The 16,419-nt window shown below is 65.1% G+C and carries 12 protein-coding genes; 3 read left to right on the plus strand and 9 right to left on the minus strand.

Annotated features, from left to right (window positions below; translation table 11 throughout):
* Position 1 precedes the first annotated feature (1 nt).
* Positions 2–871: a 2-dehydro-3-deoxygalactonokinase gene (locus G404_RS0102445; RefSeq protein WP_028639677.1), complete on the plus strand. Its 870-nt coding sequence runs from the start codon at positions 2–4 to the stop codon at positions 869–871.
* Entirely contained in the window at positions 868–1,497 is a 630-nt protein-coding gene (locus G404_RS0102450; protein WP_028639678.1) for a 2-dehydro-3-deoxy-6-phosphogalactonate aldolase, read from the plus strand. The genes G404_RS0102445 and G404_RS0102450 overlap by 4 nt, the downstream gene beginning before the upstream one ends.
* Here the strand turns inward: G404_RS0102450 and G404_RS0102455 are convergent.
* The 5 genes from G404_RS0102455 to G404_RS0102475 form a co-directional block, all read right to left on the minus strand.
* Positions 1,494–2,597 (minus strand): nucleoside hydrolase, encoded by a 1,104-nt coding sequence (locus G404_RS0102455; protein ID WP_036520044.1) that lies wholly within the window; start codon positions 2,595–2,597, stop codon positions 1,494–1,496. The two genes, G404_RS0102450 and G404_RS0102455, sit on opposite strands and share 4 nt — an antisense overlap.
* Positions 2,598–2,626: 29 nt before the next feature.
* Positions 2,627–3,958, minus strand: coding sequence for a uracil-xanthine permease family protein (locus tag G404_RS0102460; protein WP_036520046.1), 1,332 nt, complete (start codon positions 3,956–3,958; stop codon positions 2,627–2,629).
* A gap of 85 nt (positions 3,959–4,043) precedes the next feature.
* Positions 4,044–5,405, minus strand: a complete 1,362-nt coding sequence (locus G404_RS0102465; RefSeq protein ID WP_028639681.1) for an 8-oxoguanine deaminase — start codon at positions 5,403–5,405, stop codon at positions 4,044–4,046.
* 10 nt (positions 5,406–5,415) lie between these two features.
* A complete protein-coding gene (locus G404_RS0102470) occupies positions 5,416–6,492 on the minus strand; it encodes a purine nucleoside permease (protein WP_084600956.1) in 1,077 nt (358 codons plus the stop codon).
* Between the two features lie 209 nt (positions 6,493–6,701).
* Complete coding sequence (locus tag G404_RS0102475) at positions 6,702–9,278, minus strand: TonB-dependent siderophore receptor (protein ID WP_245584351.1); 2,577 nt, start codon at positions 9,276–9,278, stop codon at positions 6,702–6,704.
* 291 nt (positions 9,279–9,569) lie between these two features.
* Between G404_RS0102475 and G404_RS0102480 the strand changes: the two genes are divergently transcribed.
* On the plus strand, positions 9,570–10,493 hold the full coding sequence (locus G404_RS0102480; protein ID WP_028639684.1) for a LysR family transcriptional regulator: 924 nt from the start codon (positions 9,570–9,572) through the stop codon (positions 10,491–10,493).
* On the opposite strand, the gene guaD is transcribed toward G404_RS0102480, so the two are convergent.
* From guaD to xdhA, 4 genes are read right to left on the minus strand one after another with little or no spacing between them, the layout of a single operon-like run.
* Positions 10,486–11,802 (minus strand): guanine deaminase, encoded by a 1,317-nt coding sequence (gene guaD / locus G404_RS0102485; RefSeq protein ID WP_036520052.1) that lies wholly within the window; start codon positions 11,800–11,802, stop codon positions 10,486–10,488. The genes G404_RS0102480 and guaD overlap by 8 nt on opposite strands.
* Complete coding sequence (xdhC, locus tag G404_RS0102490; protein ID WP_028639686.1) at positions 11,799–12,716, minus strand: xanthine dehydrogenase accessory protein XdhC; 918 nt, start codon at positions 12,714–12,716, stop codon at positions 11,799–11,801. Before xdhC ends, guaD begins: the two co-directional genes overlap by 4 nt.
* Positions 12,713–14,992 (minus strand): xanthine dehydrogenase molybdopterin binding subunit, encoded by a 2,280-nt coding sequence (gene xdhB / locus G404_RS0102495; protein ID WP_028639687.1) that lies wholly within the window; start codon positions 14,990–14,992, stop codon positions 12,713–12,715. Before xdhB ends, xdhC begins: the two co-directional genes overlap by 4 nt.
* Positions 14,985–16,418 (minus strand): xanthine dehydrogenase small subunit, encoded by a 1,434-nt coding sequence (gene xdhA, locus G404_RS0102500; protein ID WP_028639688.1) that lies wholly within the window; start codon positions 16,416–16,418, stop codon positions 14,985–14,987. Before xdhA ends, xdhB begins: the two co-directional genes overlap by 8 nt.
* Between the last annotated feature and the right edge of the window lies 1 nt (position 16,419).

Consider the following 16,419-nt stretch of genomic DNA (forward strand, 5'->3'; position numbering starts at 1 on the left):
CATGACCGCCGCGCTGCTGGCGATCGACTGGGGCACGACCAACCGGCGCGTGCATGTGCTCGATGCTGCCGGAAACGTGCTTGAAACGGTGTGCGACGCGATGGGCCTGATGATGGTGCCATCGGGTGATTTTGCGCGCGAAGTCGCGGGCATTCGCGCCCGGCATGGCGATGTACCGGTGCTGTTGGCGGGTATGGTCGGCTCGGCCCGGGGCTGGGTGAATGTGCCCTATCGCCCGTGCCCGGTGGGGATCGAGGATCTGGCCCGGTCGTTGCACTGGATCGAGCCGGACCGCACGGCCATCGTGCCCGGTGTGTGCGACCCGGCCGGCGATGTGATGCGCGGCGAAGAGGTGCAGATCCTGGGCGCGGTGGCCGGCAACCTGGTGCCCGACCACGGCCTGCTGTGCCAGCCGGGCACGCATTGCAAATGGGCGCATGTGCACGGCGCAAGACTGGTCGAATTTGCCACGGCGATGACCGGCGAACTGTTTGCACTGTTGAAATCGCACAGCCTGCTGGCCGATTTTCTGCACGGCACGGTTGCCGATGGCCCGTCGTTTCAGGCCGGCGTGCGCGATGCGATGGACGGCCATCTGACCACGCGGCTGTTCCGGGTGCGCGCCGCCGCGCTGCTGGGCCAGCGCGCGATCGAAGACAGCGCGGCCTATACCTCGGGGCTGCTGATCGGGCATGACGTATGGGGCCAGACGCTCGGGCCCGGGCAAAGCGTCTATCTGCTGGCCGATCCGCAACTGGGTGCGCTCTATGCGTCGGCCATCCGCCTGGCGGGCGGGCTGCCCATGCTGATCGACAGCCAGGCCGCATTCGTGGCCGGGATCAACCATATCTGGAAAGCGAGCCAACGATGACCGACCCCGCACAGCTGCTGAACACCGCGATGTCACGTTGCCCCCTGGTCGCGATCTTGCGCGGGGTCCGGCCCGACGAAGTGGCCGCGATCGGCGATGCGTTGGTCGATGCGGGGTTTGCGATGATCGAGGTCCCGCTCAATTCGCCCGATCCGCTTGGCTCGATCGCGCTGCTGGCCAATCGGTATGGCCCCGATGTCCTGATCGGGGCAGGAACCGTGCTGCGCGTCGCCGATGTCAATGCGGTGGCCGCTGCCGGGGGCCGCCTGATCGTTTCGCCCAATGTCGATGCCGCGGTGATCCGCGAAAGCGTCGCACAAGGGCTGGTTTCGCTGCCCGGATACCAGACCCCAAGCGAAGCCTTTGCCGCGCTGCATGCAGGCGCGCATGGCCTGAAACTGTTTCCCGCCGAAGCCGCCAGCCCCGCCGTGCTCAAGGCACAGCGCGCGGTCCTGCCCGCGGCAATTCCGCTGTTTGCGGTGGGCGGTGTCGGCGTTGACACGTTGCATGTGTGGATGGACGCAGGCGCACAAGGCGCCGGGCTCGGCTCAGCGCTCTACAAGCCCGGCATGACTGCGCACGACGTTGCCACGCGGGCGCGGGCGTTTGTTGCGGCGCTGCCCTAACGGTTCAGCAGTTCGACAAACTTTGCCTTCACCCGCGCTGTATCGACGCCCAGCACCACGCGCACATCGCGTTCGCCCAGGTGCGGCCCCTTGCCCGGCGCCCAGGTCAGCAGCGCCCCGTAACTGGCACCTGGCATCAGATCGACATCAATCGCCAGCCGCGTCTGGCGCGTTGCGATCGTCGGGTCCATCCATACCGCAACCGCGGTTTCGTCCCACAGCGGGTATCCGGCCTGCGCGATCTGCGCCACATAGCGGGCGACAGCATGCCCCGACCGCGTGGCCTGTTTCAGCAGGTCGGCATTGGCAAGGTCCTGGCGGCTGGCATCGTTCGTTACCAGCGTCAGCGCGGGCCACGGTGCGGTAAACACGATCCGCGATGCTTCCGGATCCCAGAAATGGTTGATCGACATGCGCGGCGCATATGCCGCCTGCATCGCAAATTCGTCGAGCGGCCGGTCGATTTCGGGGGGCAGCAGCACGCAGCCTTCGGAAATCAATTCCTGCACACGCCCCGCAAACCCATCGTCCAGCCGCTGCGCCAGCGCCAGATTGGTCAGCGGACCCATCGCCAGAATGGTCACCTGGCCCGGATATTTGCGCGTCATGTCGATCATGAACTGCGCTGCCGAACGCGGGTCTGGCCGGGTCGTCGGCATGCCCTCGTCCATCGGCGGCACCACCTCGGGCGCATGCGTCTGCCGGCGCTTCAACGTGTTGTAGCTGGGCCAGCTTTCCATCCACGCGCCCTTGTAGGGCATCGGGCTGTACGTTGCCTCGCGCAGCGTGTTGCGCGCCTGCGTGTTGACCAGCGGATAGATGGCACCCTGCGCCACCGGGATATCGCTACGGCCGACGAGTTCAAGCATGCGCAAGGTTGCGGCGGTTTCCTCTGGCGCCCAGCCATCGCCCGACACGATGGTAATGCCCAGAACTTCGACCGAGGGGTCCTGCAGCAGCATCAGGATCGGTTGCAGATTGGGGCCTTCGAGCGCGTCCTGATCGATGATCACCTTGCGCCGTTGCGCAGCGGCGGCGGGTGCGGCACCAGCCAGGACAACGGCGATCAGCAACGCCAGCAGGGCATGAAACAGGCGCATGGCAACAGGTCTCCTATGCGGATGTGCAATCAATCGCCCGGCAAACGGTGCGGCAAGGTCAGATTGAGCAGCACCGCGATGAATGCCGCGGGCAGCACGCCCGACGTCAGCAGCACGCGCAGTGTTTCGGGCACATGCGCCACCGCCGCGGGTTCCAGTTGCAGTCCCAGGCTGATCGACAGCGCGACGCCGAATATCAGCATATTGCGCTGGTTCCAGGTCACCCCCGACAGCATCGACACGGCGGCAGAGGCCACCATGCCGAACATCACGATCACCCCGCCGCCCAGCACTTCGATCGGGATGGTGGTAATGATCGCGCCAATCTTGGGCGCCAGGCCGCACAGCACCAGGAACACCGCGCCGACCGTAACGACGTGGCGGCTCATCACCCCGGTAATCGCGATCAGACCGACATTCTGGCTGAACGTGGTGTTGGGCATGGCGCCGAATATTGCCGAAAACGCGGTACCCACGCCATCGGCGCTGACCGCCCCGATCAGTTCGCGATTGGTCGCGGGCCGTCCGGCGGTGCCTTCGCAGATCGCATCGACATCGCCGATCGATTCGATCGACGAGACAAATCCGGTCAGGCAGAATCCCAGAATGGCGGAGGCCTGCAACGCAAAGCCGAAATGGAACGGCGACGGCAGCATGACCCAGCCCGCGCTCGCCACCGGTACAAACGAAATACGCCCCATCGCCAGCGCCGCGCCATAGCCTGCGAGCAGGCCCAGCAGCACCGACGCGCTCGACCAGATACCACGCGCAAAGAATTTGAGACCAAGCGTGGCAGCCACGACGATCCCTGCCAGCAGCCAGCTTGGCCCCGCGCCATAGGCCGCAGTGCCGATCGCGGGCACGCCGCCTGCTGCATATTCGATACCGATCCGCATCAGCGACAGGCCGATCATCAGCACGACCAGCCCGGTGACCATCGGCGGCAGCGCAAACCGGATGCGCCCGACAAACACGCTTAATCCCGCATGCAGGATGCCGCTGCACAAGGCCGCGGTGGTCAGTGCCGCCATCGCCTCCACGCCCCGGCCTGCGACAATCGGGATCATGATCGGAATATAGGCAAAGCTGGTGCCCTGAACCAGCGGCAGCCGTGCGCCCACCGGGCCAAAGCCGATGGTCTGCAACAGCGTGGCGATCCCGGCAAACAGCATCGACATCTGGATCATGTAGATCAGCTGTGCCGGATTGGCCGAGCCAAACCCGAACCCTGCTGCCCCCGCAACGATGATCGGCGGGGTCAGATTGCTGACAAACATCGCCAGAACGTGCTGGATGCCCAGCGGCACGGCCGTGCCAAAGCCGGGGAAATAGTCGGGATCGCGCGCCTGTTCGGCGGTCATGATCCCGCCGCCCCCTGGGTGCGATACGGCAGTGGCTGTTACGGAACCGGCCATCATTATATCCCCGTTGCTGTGTGACGCGGCATCATGCCAGCCGCATCAGGCGCGCGACCGATCGTTGCGCATCACGCACAATTTCGGCCCGCGAACTTTGCACCAGTTCGCCATCGCGCACGACCGCGCGGCCTTCGACAAACACATCGCGCGCGCCGGGCGGCGGGGCCAGCACGAGTGCGGCAACTTTGTCCCACGCGCCCAGCGAAAACAGGTCGGCCATGTCCCACACCGCAAGGTCGGCGCGCTTTCCGGGTTCGAGCGATCCGCAATTGCTGCGTCCGAGCATCTGCGCACCGCCGCGCGTGGCAATGTAAAGCGCGGTGCGCGGATCAAACGCGCCGGCGCCCCCGGTCACGCGTTGCAACAGCATCGCCTGGCGCGCCTCTGCCAACAGGTTGCCGCTGTCGTTGGAGGCCGATCCATCGACGCCCAGCCCCACCGGCACGCCGCGTTCGACCATGCGGCGCAATGGCGCCACGCCCGACCCCAGCCGGCAGTTCGATCCGGGGCAATGGGCCACACCGGTGCGCGTGCGCGCAAACAGATCGATCTCGTCATGGTCAAGCTGGACGCAATGCGCGTGCCACACATCCGGCCCGGTCCAGCCGAGATCATCCGCATATTGGCCGGGGCGACAGCCAAAGCGTTCAAGCGAAAATGCCACATCGTCGGCGTCTTCGGCCAGATGGGTGTGCAGCATCACGCGCTTGTCTCGCGCCAGCAGGGCGGAATCGCGCATCAGCCCCTGGCTGACCGAAAATGGCGAACACGGCGCCACGCCGACCCGAACCATCGCCCCGTCCGACGCATCGTGATACCGGTCGATCACGCGGATCGTATCGCGCAGGATCGCCGGTTCGCTTTCCACCAGGCTGTCGGGCGGCAGCCCCCCGGCCGAAACGCCCACGCTCATCGATCCGCGCGTCGGGTGGAACCGGATGCCGATGGTGGCGGCCGCCTCGATCGTGTCGTCCAGCGTTACGCCGTCGGGAAACAGATAGAGATGATCGGAACTGAGCGTACATCCCGACAGCGCCAGTTCGCCAAGGCCCAGCCGGGTTGCGGCGCGAACATCTTCGGGGCGATAGTTCGCCCAGATCGGGTAAAGGCATTTCAGCCAGCCGAACAACGAGGCATTGGCCCCGCCCGGCACCGCGCGGGTCAGCGATTGGTAAAGATGGTGGTGCGTGTTGACGAGCCCGGGGGTGATCACGCAGCCGCGCGCATCGATCACCGTGTCGGCCGCGTCGATCACGTGCGCCAATGCGCCCGTGGGTCCGACAGCCACCACCACGCCGTTGCGAAAGGCGATCGCGCCATCGGCAATTTCGCTGCGCGCATCGTCCATCGTGACCACGCTGTCGGCGTTGCGGATAACGGTCAGGCCCATGCGGTTACACTCATTGTGGCGGGGTGCGGGCATAACGGTCCCAGTGGTCCAGCAGCCGGTCGACCACTGCGCCGCCCACCGTGACCAGATTTTCCAGCGCGGCGTGCATGCCGGCATAGCCCTGGTTTTCGCGCAGCAGGTAATCCGCCGCGGGCACGCCGGGCGGCGGCATCGTGTAATTGCTGCCCGCGCGCAGCACCAGCACGCGGTTGCGGTCGGCCCGGCCGATGGCCGAAAGATAGACGATTGATTGCATCGTGCCGGTTTCCTCCATCGCCGATGTCACGAATTCGCCCTTGCCCCGGGTCCAGTACCTAACCCAGTCGCTGGCCCAATCGGTCATCAGCGCACCATGCCAGAAGGTCATCGCGGCAAGCTGGTCCCCCTTCAAAACAAACGGCGGACGCTGCGCCATGGGCAAACCCGCAAACGGCGCGCGCGCGGCGGCAAGTCCCGGATCATCGGGCAAGGCAGTGTCTTTGGTCTGGGCATAGGCCCAGTCGACCAGCGCAGGGCTAAGTTCGAACATTTCGCCGTTGATCGCCGGATCGAGCGGGGTCGGGTCCTGCGGGCCCCGGCTGTGCAGCGCAAAATGCCCGTATTTCCAGTCCTGCGGCATTTCGCGCGCATCGATCTCGTGGCTCAGATCGCCATCGACCAGATAGTGCGCCCATACCGCCGATCCGATCGAGCCATGGTGCGGATCGATCCCGGCGATGCCTGCAACCAGCCAATAGGCGCGTGACAGATCGAACCGCGGATCGAGCCCCAGCGCCAGCGTCGCAGTGGCCGACCGGATCGAGCCCATGCCCGTCACTATGCCCAGCACCCCGGTATGCGGATTGTAGAACAGATCGTGATGCGACTGTGGAAACGCGATCCGCGTATCAAGGTGGCGGCGTTCCTTCCACAGCTGGAATTCGCCCGGCGCATCGCCGCTGTCCTTGCCAATCTCGAACATGGTGACGATCACCACCTTGACCGGCAGGCTGTGCGCACAAGGTTTGCCGGGCCGGCACGCGAGCACGGCCGCCAGGCGTGCGGGCGTCACCGGCTGGGCCCTGGCAGAAGGCGCGGTTGCCAGCATGGCACATCCAAGCGCGCCAATGGCAAGGCCAAGTCGACGACAGACTTGCAGCACGGTTGCGCCCTTTCCGAACATTCATCTGGCCAGGCCGCATCGGCGTTCGGTAAAAACCTCAGGCCATTGCGGGGCCTCGAGATATCCGCACGATCGCGATATCCGGGCCGGAAACCCCGGGGACAGCGGTTGGCGCCGCTGTCCCCGGTCCGGCATCAGAACTTGTACTTGATGGCTGCGGCAAAGCTGCGCGGCAACTGCGGCAGCGCGATGTCGGCACCAAACAGATCCTGGCCGCCAGCGCGGAAATATCGCGCATTGTTGGCGTTTTTCACCTGGAAACGGAACAGCCAGGGCCCCTTGGTGTACGACACGCCGACATTGGCCAGCCAATAGGCGGGCAGTTTCACGGATTCGGTGTAATTTGCCCAGACCGAGTCGACATGGCTGACGTCGCCGGTCAGCGCGATGCCGTTTTCGAACGCATAAGTCGCCGTAGCCGACCCGACGTTTTTCGGTTCACCCGGACGCTGGTCGTTCGCGCTGGTGATCTTGACCAGGCCGATTTCCGAACCGCCAAACAGCAACGCCGGATTGATCCCGGGGAAGTCGCCGGCCCCGAAATAGTTGAAGTACGAACCGGCGGCCAGGGCGCCGACATTGGCCACGGTCATGTGCGTGAACGCGCTTGTCACCAGCAGGTGGCGGTCCACCGACCAGCGCAGTTCAGCCTCGACCCCCTTGGTCTGGAGGATCTGGTTGGTCAGCCCGCTTTCCGCGCCGGCTTGGGTGCGCTTCTGGTTGAAATACGACACCGCCGTGTAGAGCTTCTTGTTCAGAAACTCGCCCTTGAGACCGCCTTCGAACAGGTTCGATTTGCCCAGCACATTGTTGCTGAGGATATTCGCCTGGTACAGTTCCGAGCCTTCGCCCGCCACGATCGTCAGCTGATGCGCCAGCGTGATGTAGGGCACCAGGCCGAACGGTGATTTGTACGACAGGCTGGCGCTCCACGACACGCCACCTTCGGTGCCGGACGCGCTGTAAGTGCCCGATGCAGGCAAGCTGACCCCGACATTGCCGGCGATATCGCCAGGATAATAATACGACAGCAATGACGTCGAAAGCGCGTGCACGCTGTCGTAACGTATGCCGCCAATGAAATCGATGCCGGGATTGGATGCGATATCAATCAGGGCTGCCGCACCAAGATCGGTGTAGTGCCCGATCAGATAGTCGGAATACCCGTCGTTTGTGTACGTTGCGCCGATGCCGTTACCAGGGATCTGGGTCGACAGCAGACGGGTGTCATACGAGGTGTAGAGATTGTCCACGCTGATGTCGGGCCGGTCCCAGAACTCTGCGCCAAAGTCATCCGCAAACTGAAAATGCGTGTACCGGATCGAAGGCGATGCCTGCACCGATATCTTGGCAAACGCGGTCTGGAAGCTGTCAGAGACGATCAGCTTGTTTTCGATGACATAGCTGCTGAACGCCTGCGAAAAGCCATAGGCGTTTTCGTTCAGGCTGACGCCCCCGTCATAAAACGACTGATCCCTGATTTTAAGATCGCCGGCGCCCTCCCAGATAAAATCGAGATAGCCGGTTTTCTGGATGTTGTTGTTCTTGTCATTCGGCCCGGTCAGCGTGTCGCGCATGCTGAGATGCGTGGTGCCGGGATTGACCAGGTTCATGTCGGTGCTGGCACCCGTCACGCCCGGCGTATAGCATTGCGCGTTGATACCGTCCTTGAACGGGGTAAAGTTGAAGGTGCCATCGACGCCCGCGCAGGAAAAGCTGCCGAACTCGGTCAGGCCATTGCCGCCATTGGCGCCCGCGGCATCCTGGTGCGTAAAGCTGTTTGCGCCATTGGTTTGCAGAATGCGCGCCGTTCCGGTGATATAGGTGCCGGTGTTGATCAGGTCCTGCGTCAGGCGGTTCCAGCCGCTGTTCTGCTTGCCGTCGTATTTCTGGTAGGTGCCACCAAATTCCATCCGCAGCCGGTCGGTCAGGTCGGTGTCGAATGCCGCCGAAAACAAGGCGTTCTTGGTATTGACATAGCGGTAATAGCTGTCGGAATCCTCGATTTCGCCATACAGGCTGTACCCGAACTTGTGGTCGCCGATCGAACCCGGCCCGGTGATGCTGGCCTTGATGATCTTGCGGCCCCAGCTGCCCAGATCGACTTCCATGTCGCCCTTGGCGTCGGCGGCATATTCGCCATTGGCCGCGCGCGCGGTCTTTGGCACGAAGTTCATGTAGCCGCCGATTTTCGACGGGCCATAGATGACACTGGCCGGGCCACGCACGATGTCGATGCGATCGGCCGCACCGATCGGGGTGGCATAGTTGCCCGGGTTGTCCAGCCGCAGCATGCCGCGGTAATAGACGTCGCTGGGCGCGCCACGAATATCGAGTGCGCCGCCGGTGCCAAAGAACGAACTGGTGAAGGTGCCCGGCGTCTGCGACACCAGATCGTAGATCTGGGTGATGCCGAACCGGTCCATCTGCTCTTTCGAAATGGTCGAGGCCGAACGCGGCGTTTCCACCAGCGTCTTGTCAAAGCCGAACACCGAACCGACCCCCTTGATCGGCAGCGCGTTGAGCGAACCGGTGATCACGATCGCCTCTTCGGGCTTGGGCGCGGCTTCAGCCGGAGCAGGCGCGGTCTGCGCCGTGACCGGCGTGACCAGCGCGGTGCACGACAGCAGCCCGGCCACGATCAGCGTTTGCACCCGGCCGTTGCGCATCGCCGCGCGAGGACGGAGATCGAAATTTCGGTCTTGCAGCATGAATACCCCCATAATCGTCAAATTCACCAGCCCGTCAGACCGACTTCACGCAAAAAAGCCGCTGCGGCACGCCCCTGCCCTGATCCCCGATTGCATCGAGCAGGCACGGCACAGCGTTCCGCGGCAATCCTTTGCCGCGAACGCGCCAATTATCCCGGCAAACTGGTGCGCCCTGCCCCGCCCTTGCAAAAGGGTGATGGCCAACGGACTATGACCTTGACACTTTGCGGGCAAACGCAATGAATCCGACACAGTGTTGCAAAAATTGTAGCGGGGTCACGACAGCTTTCCATGCCAGCCTTTTCACGCTTTGTGCGGTATTTCACCACGGTCGGTCGGCTTGGCTCGATCCGCAGGGCGGCAGACGAGTTGAACGTTTCGGCGTCCGCGATCGACCGACAGATCCTCAATGCCGAAGCCGATCTGGGCATGCCCCTGTTTGAACGGCTGCCCACCGGGCTGCGCCTGACCGCAGCGGGCGAAATCATGATGGCGGCGGGCGGGCGCTGGCAGAAATCGCTGGCCGATGTGCGCGCCCAGATCGAAGATCTGCGCGGGTTGAAACGTGGCCATGTCGATATTGCGATCATCGACGCGCTGGCCAAGGGCACGATCCCGCGCAGCATTCGCACGGTCCAGGCGCTTTATCCCGGTATCACCATCGGTGTGCGGGTGATGGAAAGCCAGGCGATCCACCGCGTGATCGCCAATGCCGAAGTCGATTTCGGCATCTTTTTCGAGCCGCGCTCGATCCGCGATCTGACCGTGCGCGCCTTTACCGATGTTGTGCTGGGCTTTGTCACTTTGCCCGATCACCCGCTGGCACAGCAGGCCAAGGCGCGCTTTTCGGCCTGTGTCGGCGAACCGGTTATCGTGCCGACCGCGCCGCTTGCGGTGGCGCAGCAGATCGGGGTGCTCGAATCGACCAGCCAGATCACGCTCGACCGCAAGGTGGTGTCGGACAATATCCAGCTGATCCTGTCGATGGTGCAGGAAGGTATCGGCATCGGCATGCTGACGTCGCTCGATGTCATTGCCGAAGTCCGCGCCGGATTGTTGGCCTTTACCCCCATTGCCGAACCGGTGCTGCGCCCGATGACGCTGGCACTGTGCACCGCCACGGCGCGGCCCACATCCTATGCCGCCGATATAGTCTTGCGCGAAATGCTGGCCGGGTTTGGCGCATTGGGCGTGGCCCCGGCCGAGATTACCTGATCGCCGGGCCGGTCGGGCAGGTGCGGTCCCACGCGCAGCGGCCCATGATCCAGGTCTGGCGGATCGCGCGGTCATCGCCCAGGATCTGCAAGGCGAACAGGCGGTCGGCCAGAGTGGCGCCCGCCGTGCGACGCGCCAGCAACGGCGTGGCGGCGGTGTCAAGCACGACAAAGTCCGCCTCTTGCCCGGGCTCAAGCGCACCGACCCGGTCGGCCACATGCAACAGCGCAGCGCTGCCGGCCGTCGCCAGGTACAGCGCGCGAAACGGATCGAGCCGATCACCGCGCGCCAGCGCCGCCTGGTATGCCAGGCCAGCCGTGTGCAGCATCGAAAAGGTCGTGCCCGCGCCGACATCGGTGCCCAGCCCGATGCGCAGGCCAAACGCGTCGGCCTGGCCAAAATCAAAAAAGCCCGAACCCAGAAACAGGTTTGAACTGGGGCATACCGCGATGCCCGCGCCGCTTTGCGCCAGTCGTGCGCACGACCGGTCGGGCAGGTGGACACCATGGGCAAAGACCGAACGCGCGCCAACCAGGCCGAACCGGTCATACACATCAAGGTAATCGGCCGCGTCGGGAAACCGTTGCGCAACGGCCTGGATTTCGCGCCGGTTTTCGGCCAGATGCGTGTGCAGCAGCGCCTCGGGATGCGCGGCCAGCACCTGCCCGGCCACCATCAGCTGTTCATCCGACGACGTCAGCGCAAACCGCGGCGTGACTGCATAGCCAAGCCGCCCGCGGGCATGCCATCGCGCGATCAGCGCCTCGGTCCCGGCGCGCGCCGATTGCGGCGTATCGGCCAGACCCGCAGGGCCAAGGTCCATCAGCACTTTGCCCGAGATGATCCGCATCTGCCGCGCCAGTGACGCTTCGAACAGCGCATCGACCGACTGGGCGTGCACCGTGGCAAAAACCAGCGCGCTGGTCGTGCCGTGGCGCAGCAATTCGTCAAGAAACGCATTGGCCACGCGATCGGCATGGGCGCGGTCGGCAAAGGCCATTTCCGCTGGAAAGATATGCCGATCGAGCCAGTCGAGCAGCTGTTCGCCATGCGCGGCGATCCGGTCCATCTGCGGGTAATGCACATGCGCATCGACAAAGCCGGGCACGATCAGCCCGGGCAGATCCGTGGTCGGCACACGGCCAAAACGTTCCGCCAGCTCGCCATAGGGCCCGCGCGCCACGATCACGCCGTGTTCGACCACCAGCAGGCCATCACTTTCGTGCCGCACGGCATCGCGATCATCGCGCGGATCGCGCGGCACCGACAGCAATTCGCCCCGAAAAGCCCGGATATCGGGACCGGTCATTCTCCCAGCCCCAGAATTTGCGCCAGCGCGGCAATCGCAATCACATCAGGTTCCTTGCCGGCAACGCCGGGCACGCCGATCGGGCAGGTCAGACGGGCGCAATCGCGCGGCGCAACGCCGTCACCCGCCAACCGCGCCAGAAATCGTGCACGTTTGGTGGCAGACCCGATCAGGCCGATATAGGCCAGGCCCGGCCGTTGCAAGGCCGCCCGCGTCAGGCGAAAATCGATCCCGTGGTCGTGGGTCAGGATCACCAGCGCCGCATCGTCGGGTGCATCGGCCACGCACGTTTCGACGCGGTCGTCGGCGACAATCGTCACCCCGTCCAGCCCGGCGAATTCGGCACGGGTGTCAAACCAGGCCAGCCGCACCGGCAGATGCACCGCATGCCGCGCAATCGCCTGTCCGACATGGCCGGCACCAAACAGGTACAGCGGGCGGCGATAGCGGCCGAGCAATTCGGCAAAGCTTGCCCCCTCGCCCGGCAGAGGTCCGCGCGCGGACAGCGGCTGGGCAACGCCACCGGGCGCAAGCCGGCGATCGATCGCGCCTGCGCCCAGCCGTGTCAGCAGCACCTGGTCTTCACCGGCATCGGCAAGCCAGCCCAGCGCCGCCGGATCGACATGTTCGACCAGCAGCCGCACCCGTCCACCGCAACACTGGCCCAGCAGAGGGCCCAGCGGATAGTCCTGCACCCGCCAGGTGCCCGGCGGATAGGCCAGCACCGCGCGCGCCTGCTGCACCGCGCGAAATTCCAGTTGGCCCCCGCCGATGGTCCCGTCACAGGCATCGGCGGTAACCAGCATGCGCGTGCCCGCGCCGCGCGGCGCAGAGCCTTCGCTGGCCAGCACGCTGATCATCGCCACGGGCATCGTGCCGGCCCATGCGCGCAGACAGCCCAGCCAGCGCGTCATGGCCCGCGGTGCCCGGCAATCGCGCGCAGGATATGTTCGGGCGTGGCCGGGGCATCGAGCGGCGCAATGTTCCGCTTGTCGGGGGCGGTGGCGGCCACGGCCTGGATCAGCGCCATGAACACCGCGTTGGCCAGCATGAACGGCGGTTCGCCCACCGCTTTTGACCGGTGGATCGTCGGTTGGGTGTTGTCGCCATCCCACAGCGCGATGTGGAAATGGACCGGCCGGTCAGAGGCGGTCGGAATCTTGTACGTTGCCGGCGAATGGGTCAGCAGGCGCCCCTTGTCGTCAAACACCAGCTCTTCGGTGGTCAACCAGCCCTGACCCTGTACAAATGCGCCCTCGATCTGGCCACGATCGATCTGCGGATTGAGCGATCGGCCGACATCGTGCAGGATATCGACCGCCAGCACACGGTGTTCGCCGGTCAGCGTGTCGATCACCACTTCGGACACCGCCGCGCCATAGGCGAAATAGTAGAACGGCCGGCCTTTGTGGGCGGCGCGGTCATATTCGATATCCGGGGTGGCGTAGAACCCGGTTGCCGACAGCTGGATCCGCCCGAGATAGGCCTTGCGGCACAGATCGGCGAAAGACAGCACGACAGCGCCGGCCTGGACCCCATCGCGGGTGAAATGCACATCGCGATCGGCACAGCCGAACGTGCGTGCGGCAAAGGCGGTCAGCCGCTCGCGGATCGCCATCGCCGCATGGTGCGCCGCCATGCCGTTGAGATCGGTGCCCGACGAAGCGGCGGTGGCCGACGTGTTGGGCACTTTGTCGGTGCGCGTCGCGGTGATCCGCACCTGCCCCACCGGCACCGCAAACACCTGCGCCACCACTTGCGCGACCTTGATATACAGGCCCTGGCCCATCTCGGTGCCGCCATGGTTGATCTGGATCGACCCGTCGGCATAGACATGGACCAGCGCCCCGGCCTGGTTGAGATGCGTGGTGGTAAAGCTGATGCCGAATTTTACCGGCGTCAGCGCGATGCCCTTTTTCAGCACGGGGTTGCGCGCATTGAATACCGCGATCGCGGCGCGGCGCGCGTCATACCGGGATGTGTGGCGCAAACGGTCGATGATCTGCGGCGCGATATTGTCGGTCACCGTCATGCCATAGGGTGTGACATCGCGGCCCGGCCCATACAGATTGGCGATCCTGACATCCAGCGGATCGCCCCCCAGCGCACCGGCAATGTGATCCATCACCCGTTCGATCGCCAGCATGCCCTGCGGCCCGCCAAACCCGCGAAACGCGGTGTTGGACACGGTGTGGGTTTTCAGCCGTTCGGACAGGATCTCGACTGCGGGCAGGTAATAGCAGTTGTCGGCATGAAACATCGCCCGGTCGTTGATCCCGGCGGACAAATCGAACGTCGCCCCGCACCGCGCCGACAGCACCAGCCGCAGCGCCTGCACACGGCCCCGGTCATCGAACCCGACATCATAGGCCACGCTGAAATCGTGGCGTTTGCCGGTCATCACCATGTCGTCATCGCGGTCGCAGCGGAACTTTGCAGCGCGCCCGGTCCTGGTCGCGACCAGTGCTGCTGCGGCGGCAAACGACGCGGCCTGCGTTTCCTTGCCCCCGAATGCGCCCCCCATGCGCCGCACTTCGACCGTAATATCGGCCGATGTGCGATCGAGCATATGCGCGATCAGATGCTGCACTTCGCTGGGATGCTGGGTGGAACTGATCACATGGACCTGCCCGTCTTCACCCGGCAGGGCCAGCGCGATCTGCCCTTCAAGATAGAAGTGATCCTGCCCGCCCATGGCGAAGCGGCCCGACAGGCGCTGCGGCGCATCGGCCAGTGCGGCATCGGCATCGCCCCGGGCCATGCGCTGGGTGGGTTCAAGCAGCGATTGCGCGGCTTGCGCCTCGGCCACGGTCAGGCACGCCGGCAACGGTTCATAGGCGATCCGGCCCAGCCGTGCCGCCCTGCGCGCGGCAATCTGGCTGGTTGCGGCGACCAGGAACACCGGTTGCCCCACATAGGTCACCACATCTTCGGCCAGCAGCCGGTCATCGCCCGCCACCGGGCTGACATCATTGGCCCCGGGAATGTCCGCCGCGGTGAACACCGCGATCACCCCGGGTGCCGCGCGCACCGCCGCCAGATCGACGCCCACGATCCGCGCATGCGCCTGGGTGCCCTGACCAAACGCCAGATGCAGCATGTCGGCCGGTTCGGGCAGATCGTCGCCATAGCGCGCGGTGCCGCTGACATGCAGATGCGCGCTGTCGTGCGGGTGGCTGGGCTCAGCCAAAGTCGGCCTCCACGTGCTGCACCGACACCAGCGTGCCCTGCGCCTGGTGATAAAGCCGCCACAGCAGATTGGCCGCAGCAGTCCGCCGGTATTGCGCCGACCCGCGCACATCATCGAGCGGGGTAAAATCGCTGTGCAGCGCCGCCGCAGCCTGCGCGATGGTGGCCTCGGCAAAGCGCTGCCCGATCATCGCCGCTTCGCAGGCGGCCGCGCGCCTGGGGGTTGCCGCCATGCCGCCAAACGCAATCCGGGCATCGGCGATCACGCCATCGCGCAGGGTCAACCGGAATGCCCCGCAGACCGCCGAGATATCGCTGTCGAACCGGCGCGACAGCTTGGACATATGCACCAGATCGTCGGGCCCGGGCGCTTGCACATGCACGCTTTCGACAAATTCGCCTGCACGGCGATCCTGCCGGCCATAGTCGAGAAAATAATCCTCGAGCGCGATGGTCCGCCGTCCCCCCGTGCTGCGCAGGGTCAGCGTGGCCCCCAGCGCAATCAGCGCCGGCGGGCCATCGCCGATCGGAGATCCGTTGGCGATATTCCCGCAAATCGTGCCCGAATTGCGCACCTGCAACCCGCCGATCCGCCGCACCAGCTCGCCCAGATCGGGATGCAGCCGCGCCAGCGCGGGATGGGCGTCGGCATAGCGCACCATCGCCCCCAACGTTACCCCATCGGTCGTTTCCGCGATGGTCGCGAGGTCGGCAATCCCGCCCAGAAACACCAGCGTCGCTATCTCGCGCAGGCCCTTGGTCACCCACAGGCCGACATCGGTGGCGCCGGCCACGATCTGCGCGTCGGGGTGTGCATCCAGAATTTCGGCCAGTTGTTCGCGCGTGCGGGGCGCAAACCAGCGCCGGGTGCCGCAGGCACCGCCTTGCGCGGGCATCAGGGCGATCGCCTGCAGTGCGGCGATCGTCGCGGTGTCATCGTGCGGCAGCGTGGTCACCGCCTGCGCCGCGGCCAGGATCGGGCCATAACCGGTGCAACGGCACAGATTGCCCGCTATCGCATCGGCCGCGGGCAGGTCCGACCCGCGCGCACCGATTGCGCGGCCGTACAGCGACATCACAAAGCCCGGCGTGCAGAACCCGCATTGCGACGCGCCATTGCCCGCCATGCATGCCTGCAACGGATTGAGCGCATCCGACGATCCCAGGCTTTCCACCGTCATCAGCGCCTTGCCGTCAAGCATCGGCAGAAACAGGATGCACGCGTTGACCGCGCGCCAGGTGATCGCGGTTCCCCCTGCATCAAGTTCGCCCAGCAACACCGTGCAGGCGCCGCAATCGCCCTCGGCGCAGCCCTCCTTGGTGCCGGTGCGACCCATGCGATAACGCAGATGGTTGAGCAACGTCCCCGTCGGATCGACCTGGTCCAGTTCCACCACCGCGCCATCAAGGACAAAGCGCACGGTCATC

This window comes from Novosphingobium acidiphilum DSM 19966, from assembly GCF_000429005.1.
GTDB classification, from domain to species: domain Bacteria; phylum Pseudomonadota; class Alphaproteobacteria; order Sphingomonadales; family Sphingomonadaceae; genus Novosphingobium; species Novosphingobium acidiphilum.

Bases quoted from the DNA above. Each gene is read 5' to 3' on its own strand.
- G404_RS0102445 (WP_028639677.1), top strand. From the start codon at position 2: ATGACCGCCGCGCTGCTGGCGATCGACTGGGGCACGACCAACCGGCGC.
- G404_RS0102450 (WP_028639678.1), top strand. From the start codon at position 868: ATGACCGACCCCGCACAGCTGCTGAACACCGCGATGTCACGTTGCCCC.
- G404_RS0102455 (WP_036520044.1), bottom strand. From the start codon at position 2,597: ATGCGCCTGTTTCATGCCCTGCTGGCGTTGCTGATCGCCGTTGTCCTG.
- G404_RS0102460 (WP_036520046.1), bottom strand. From the start codon at position 3,958: ATGACCGCCGAACAGGCGCGCGATCCCGACTATTTCCCCGGCTTTGGC.
- G404_RS0102465 (WP_028639681.1), bottom strand. From the start codon at position 5,405: ATGGGCCTGACCGTTATCCGCAACGCCGACAGCGTGGTCACGATGGAC.
- G404_RS0102470 (WP_084600956.1), bottom strand. From the start codon at position 6,492: ATGCTGGCAACCGCGCCTTCTGCCAGGGCCCAGCCGGTGACGCCCGCA.
- G404_RS0102475 (WP_245584351.1), bottom strand. From the start codon at position 9,278: ATGCTGCAAGACCGAAATTTCGATCTCCGTCCTCGCGCGGCGATGCGC.
- G404_RS0102480 (WP_028639684.1), top strand. From the start codon at position 9,570: ATGCCAGCCTTTTCACGCTTTGTGCGGTATTTCACCACGGTCGGTCGG.
- guaD (WP_036520052.1), bottom strand. From the start codon at position 11,802: ATGACCGGTCCCGATATCCGGGCTTTTCGGGGCGAATTGCTGTCGGTG.
- xdhC (WP_028639686.1), bottom strand. From the start codon at position 12,716: ATGACGCGCTGGCTGGGCTGTCTGCGCGCATGGGCCGGCACGATGCCC.
- xdhA (WP_028639688.1), bottom strand. From the start codon at position 16,418: ATGACCGTGCGCTTTGTCCTTGATGGCGCGGTGGTGGAACTGGACCAG.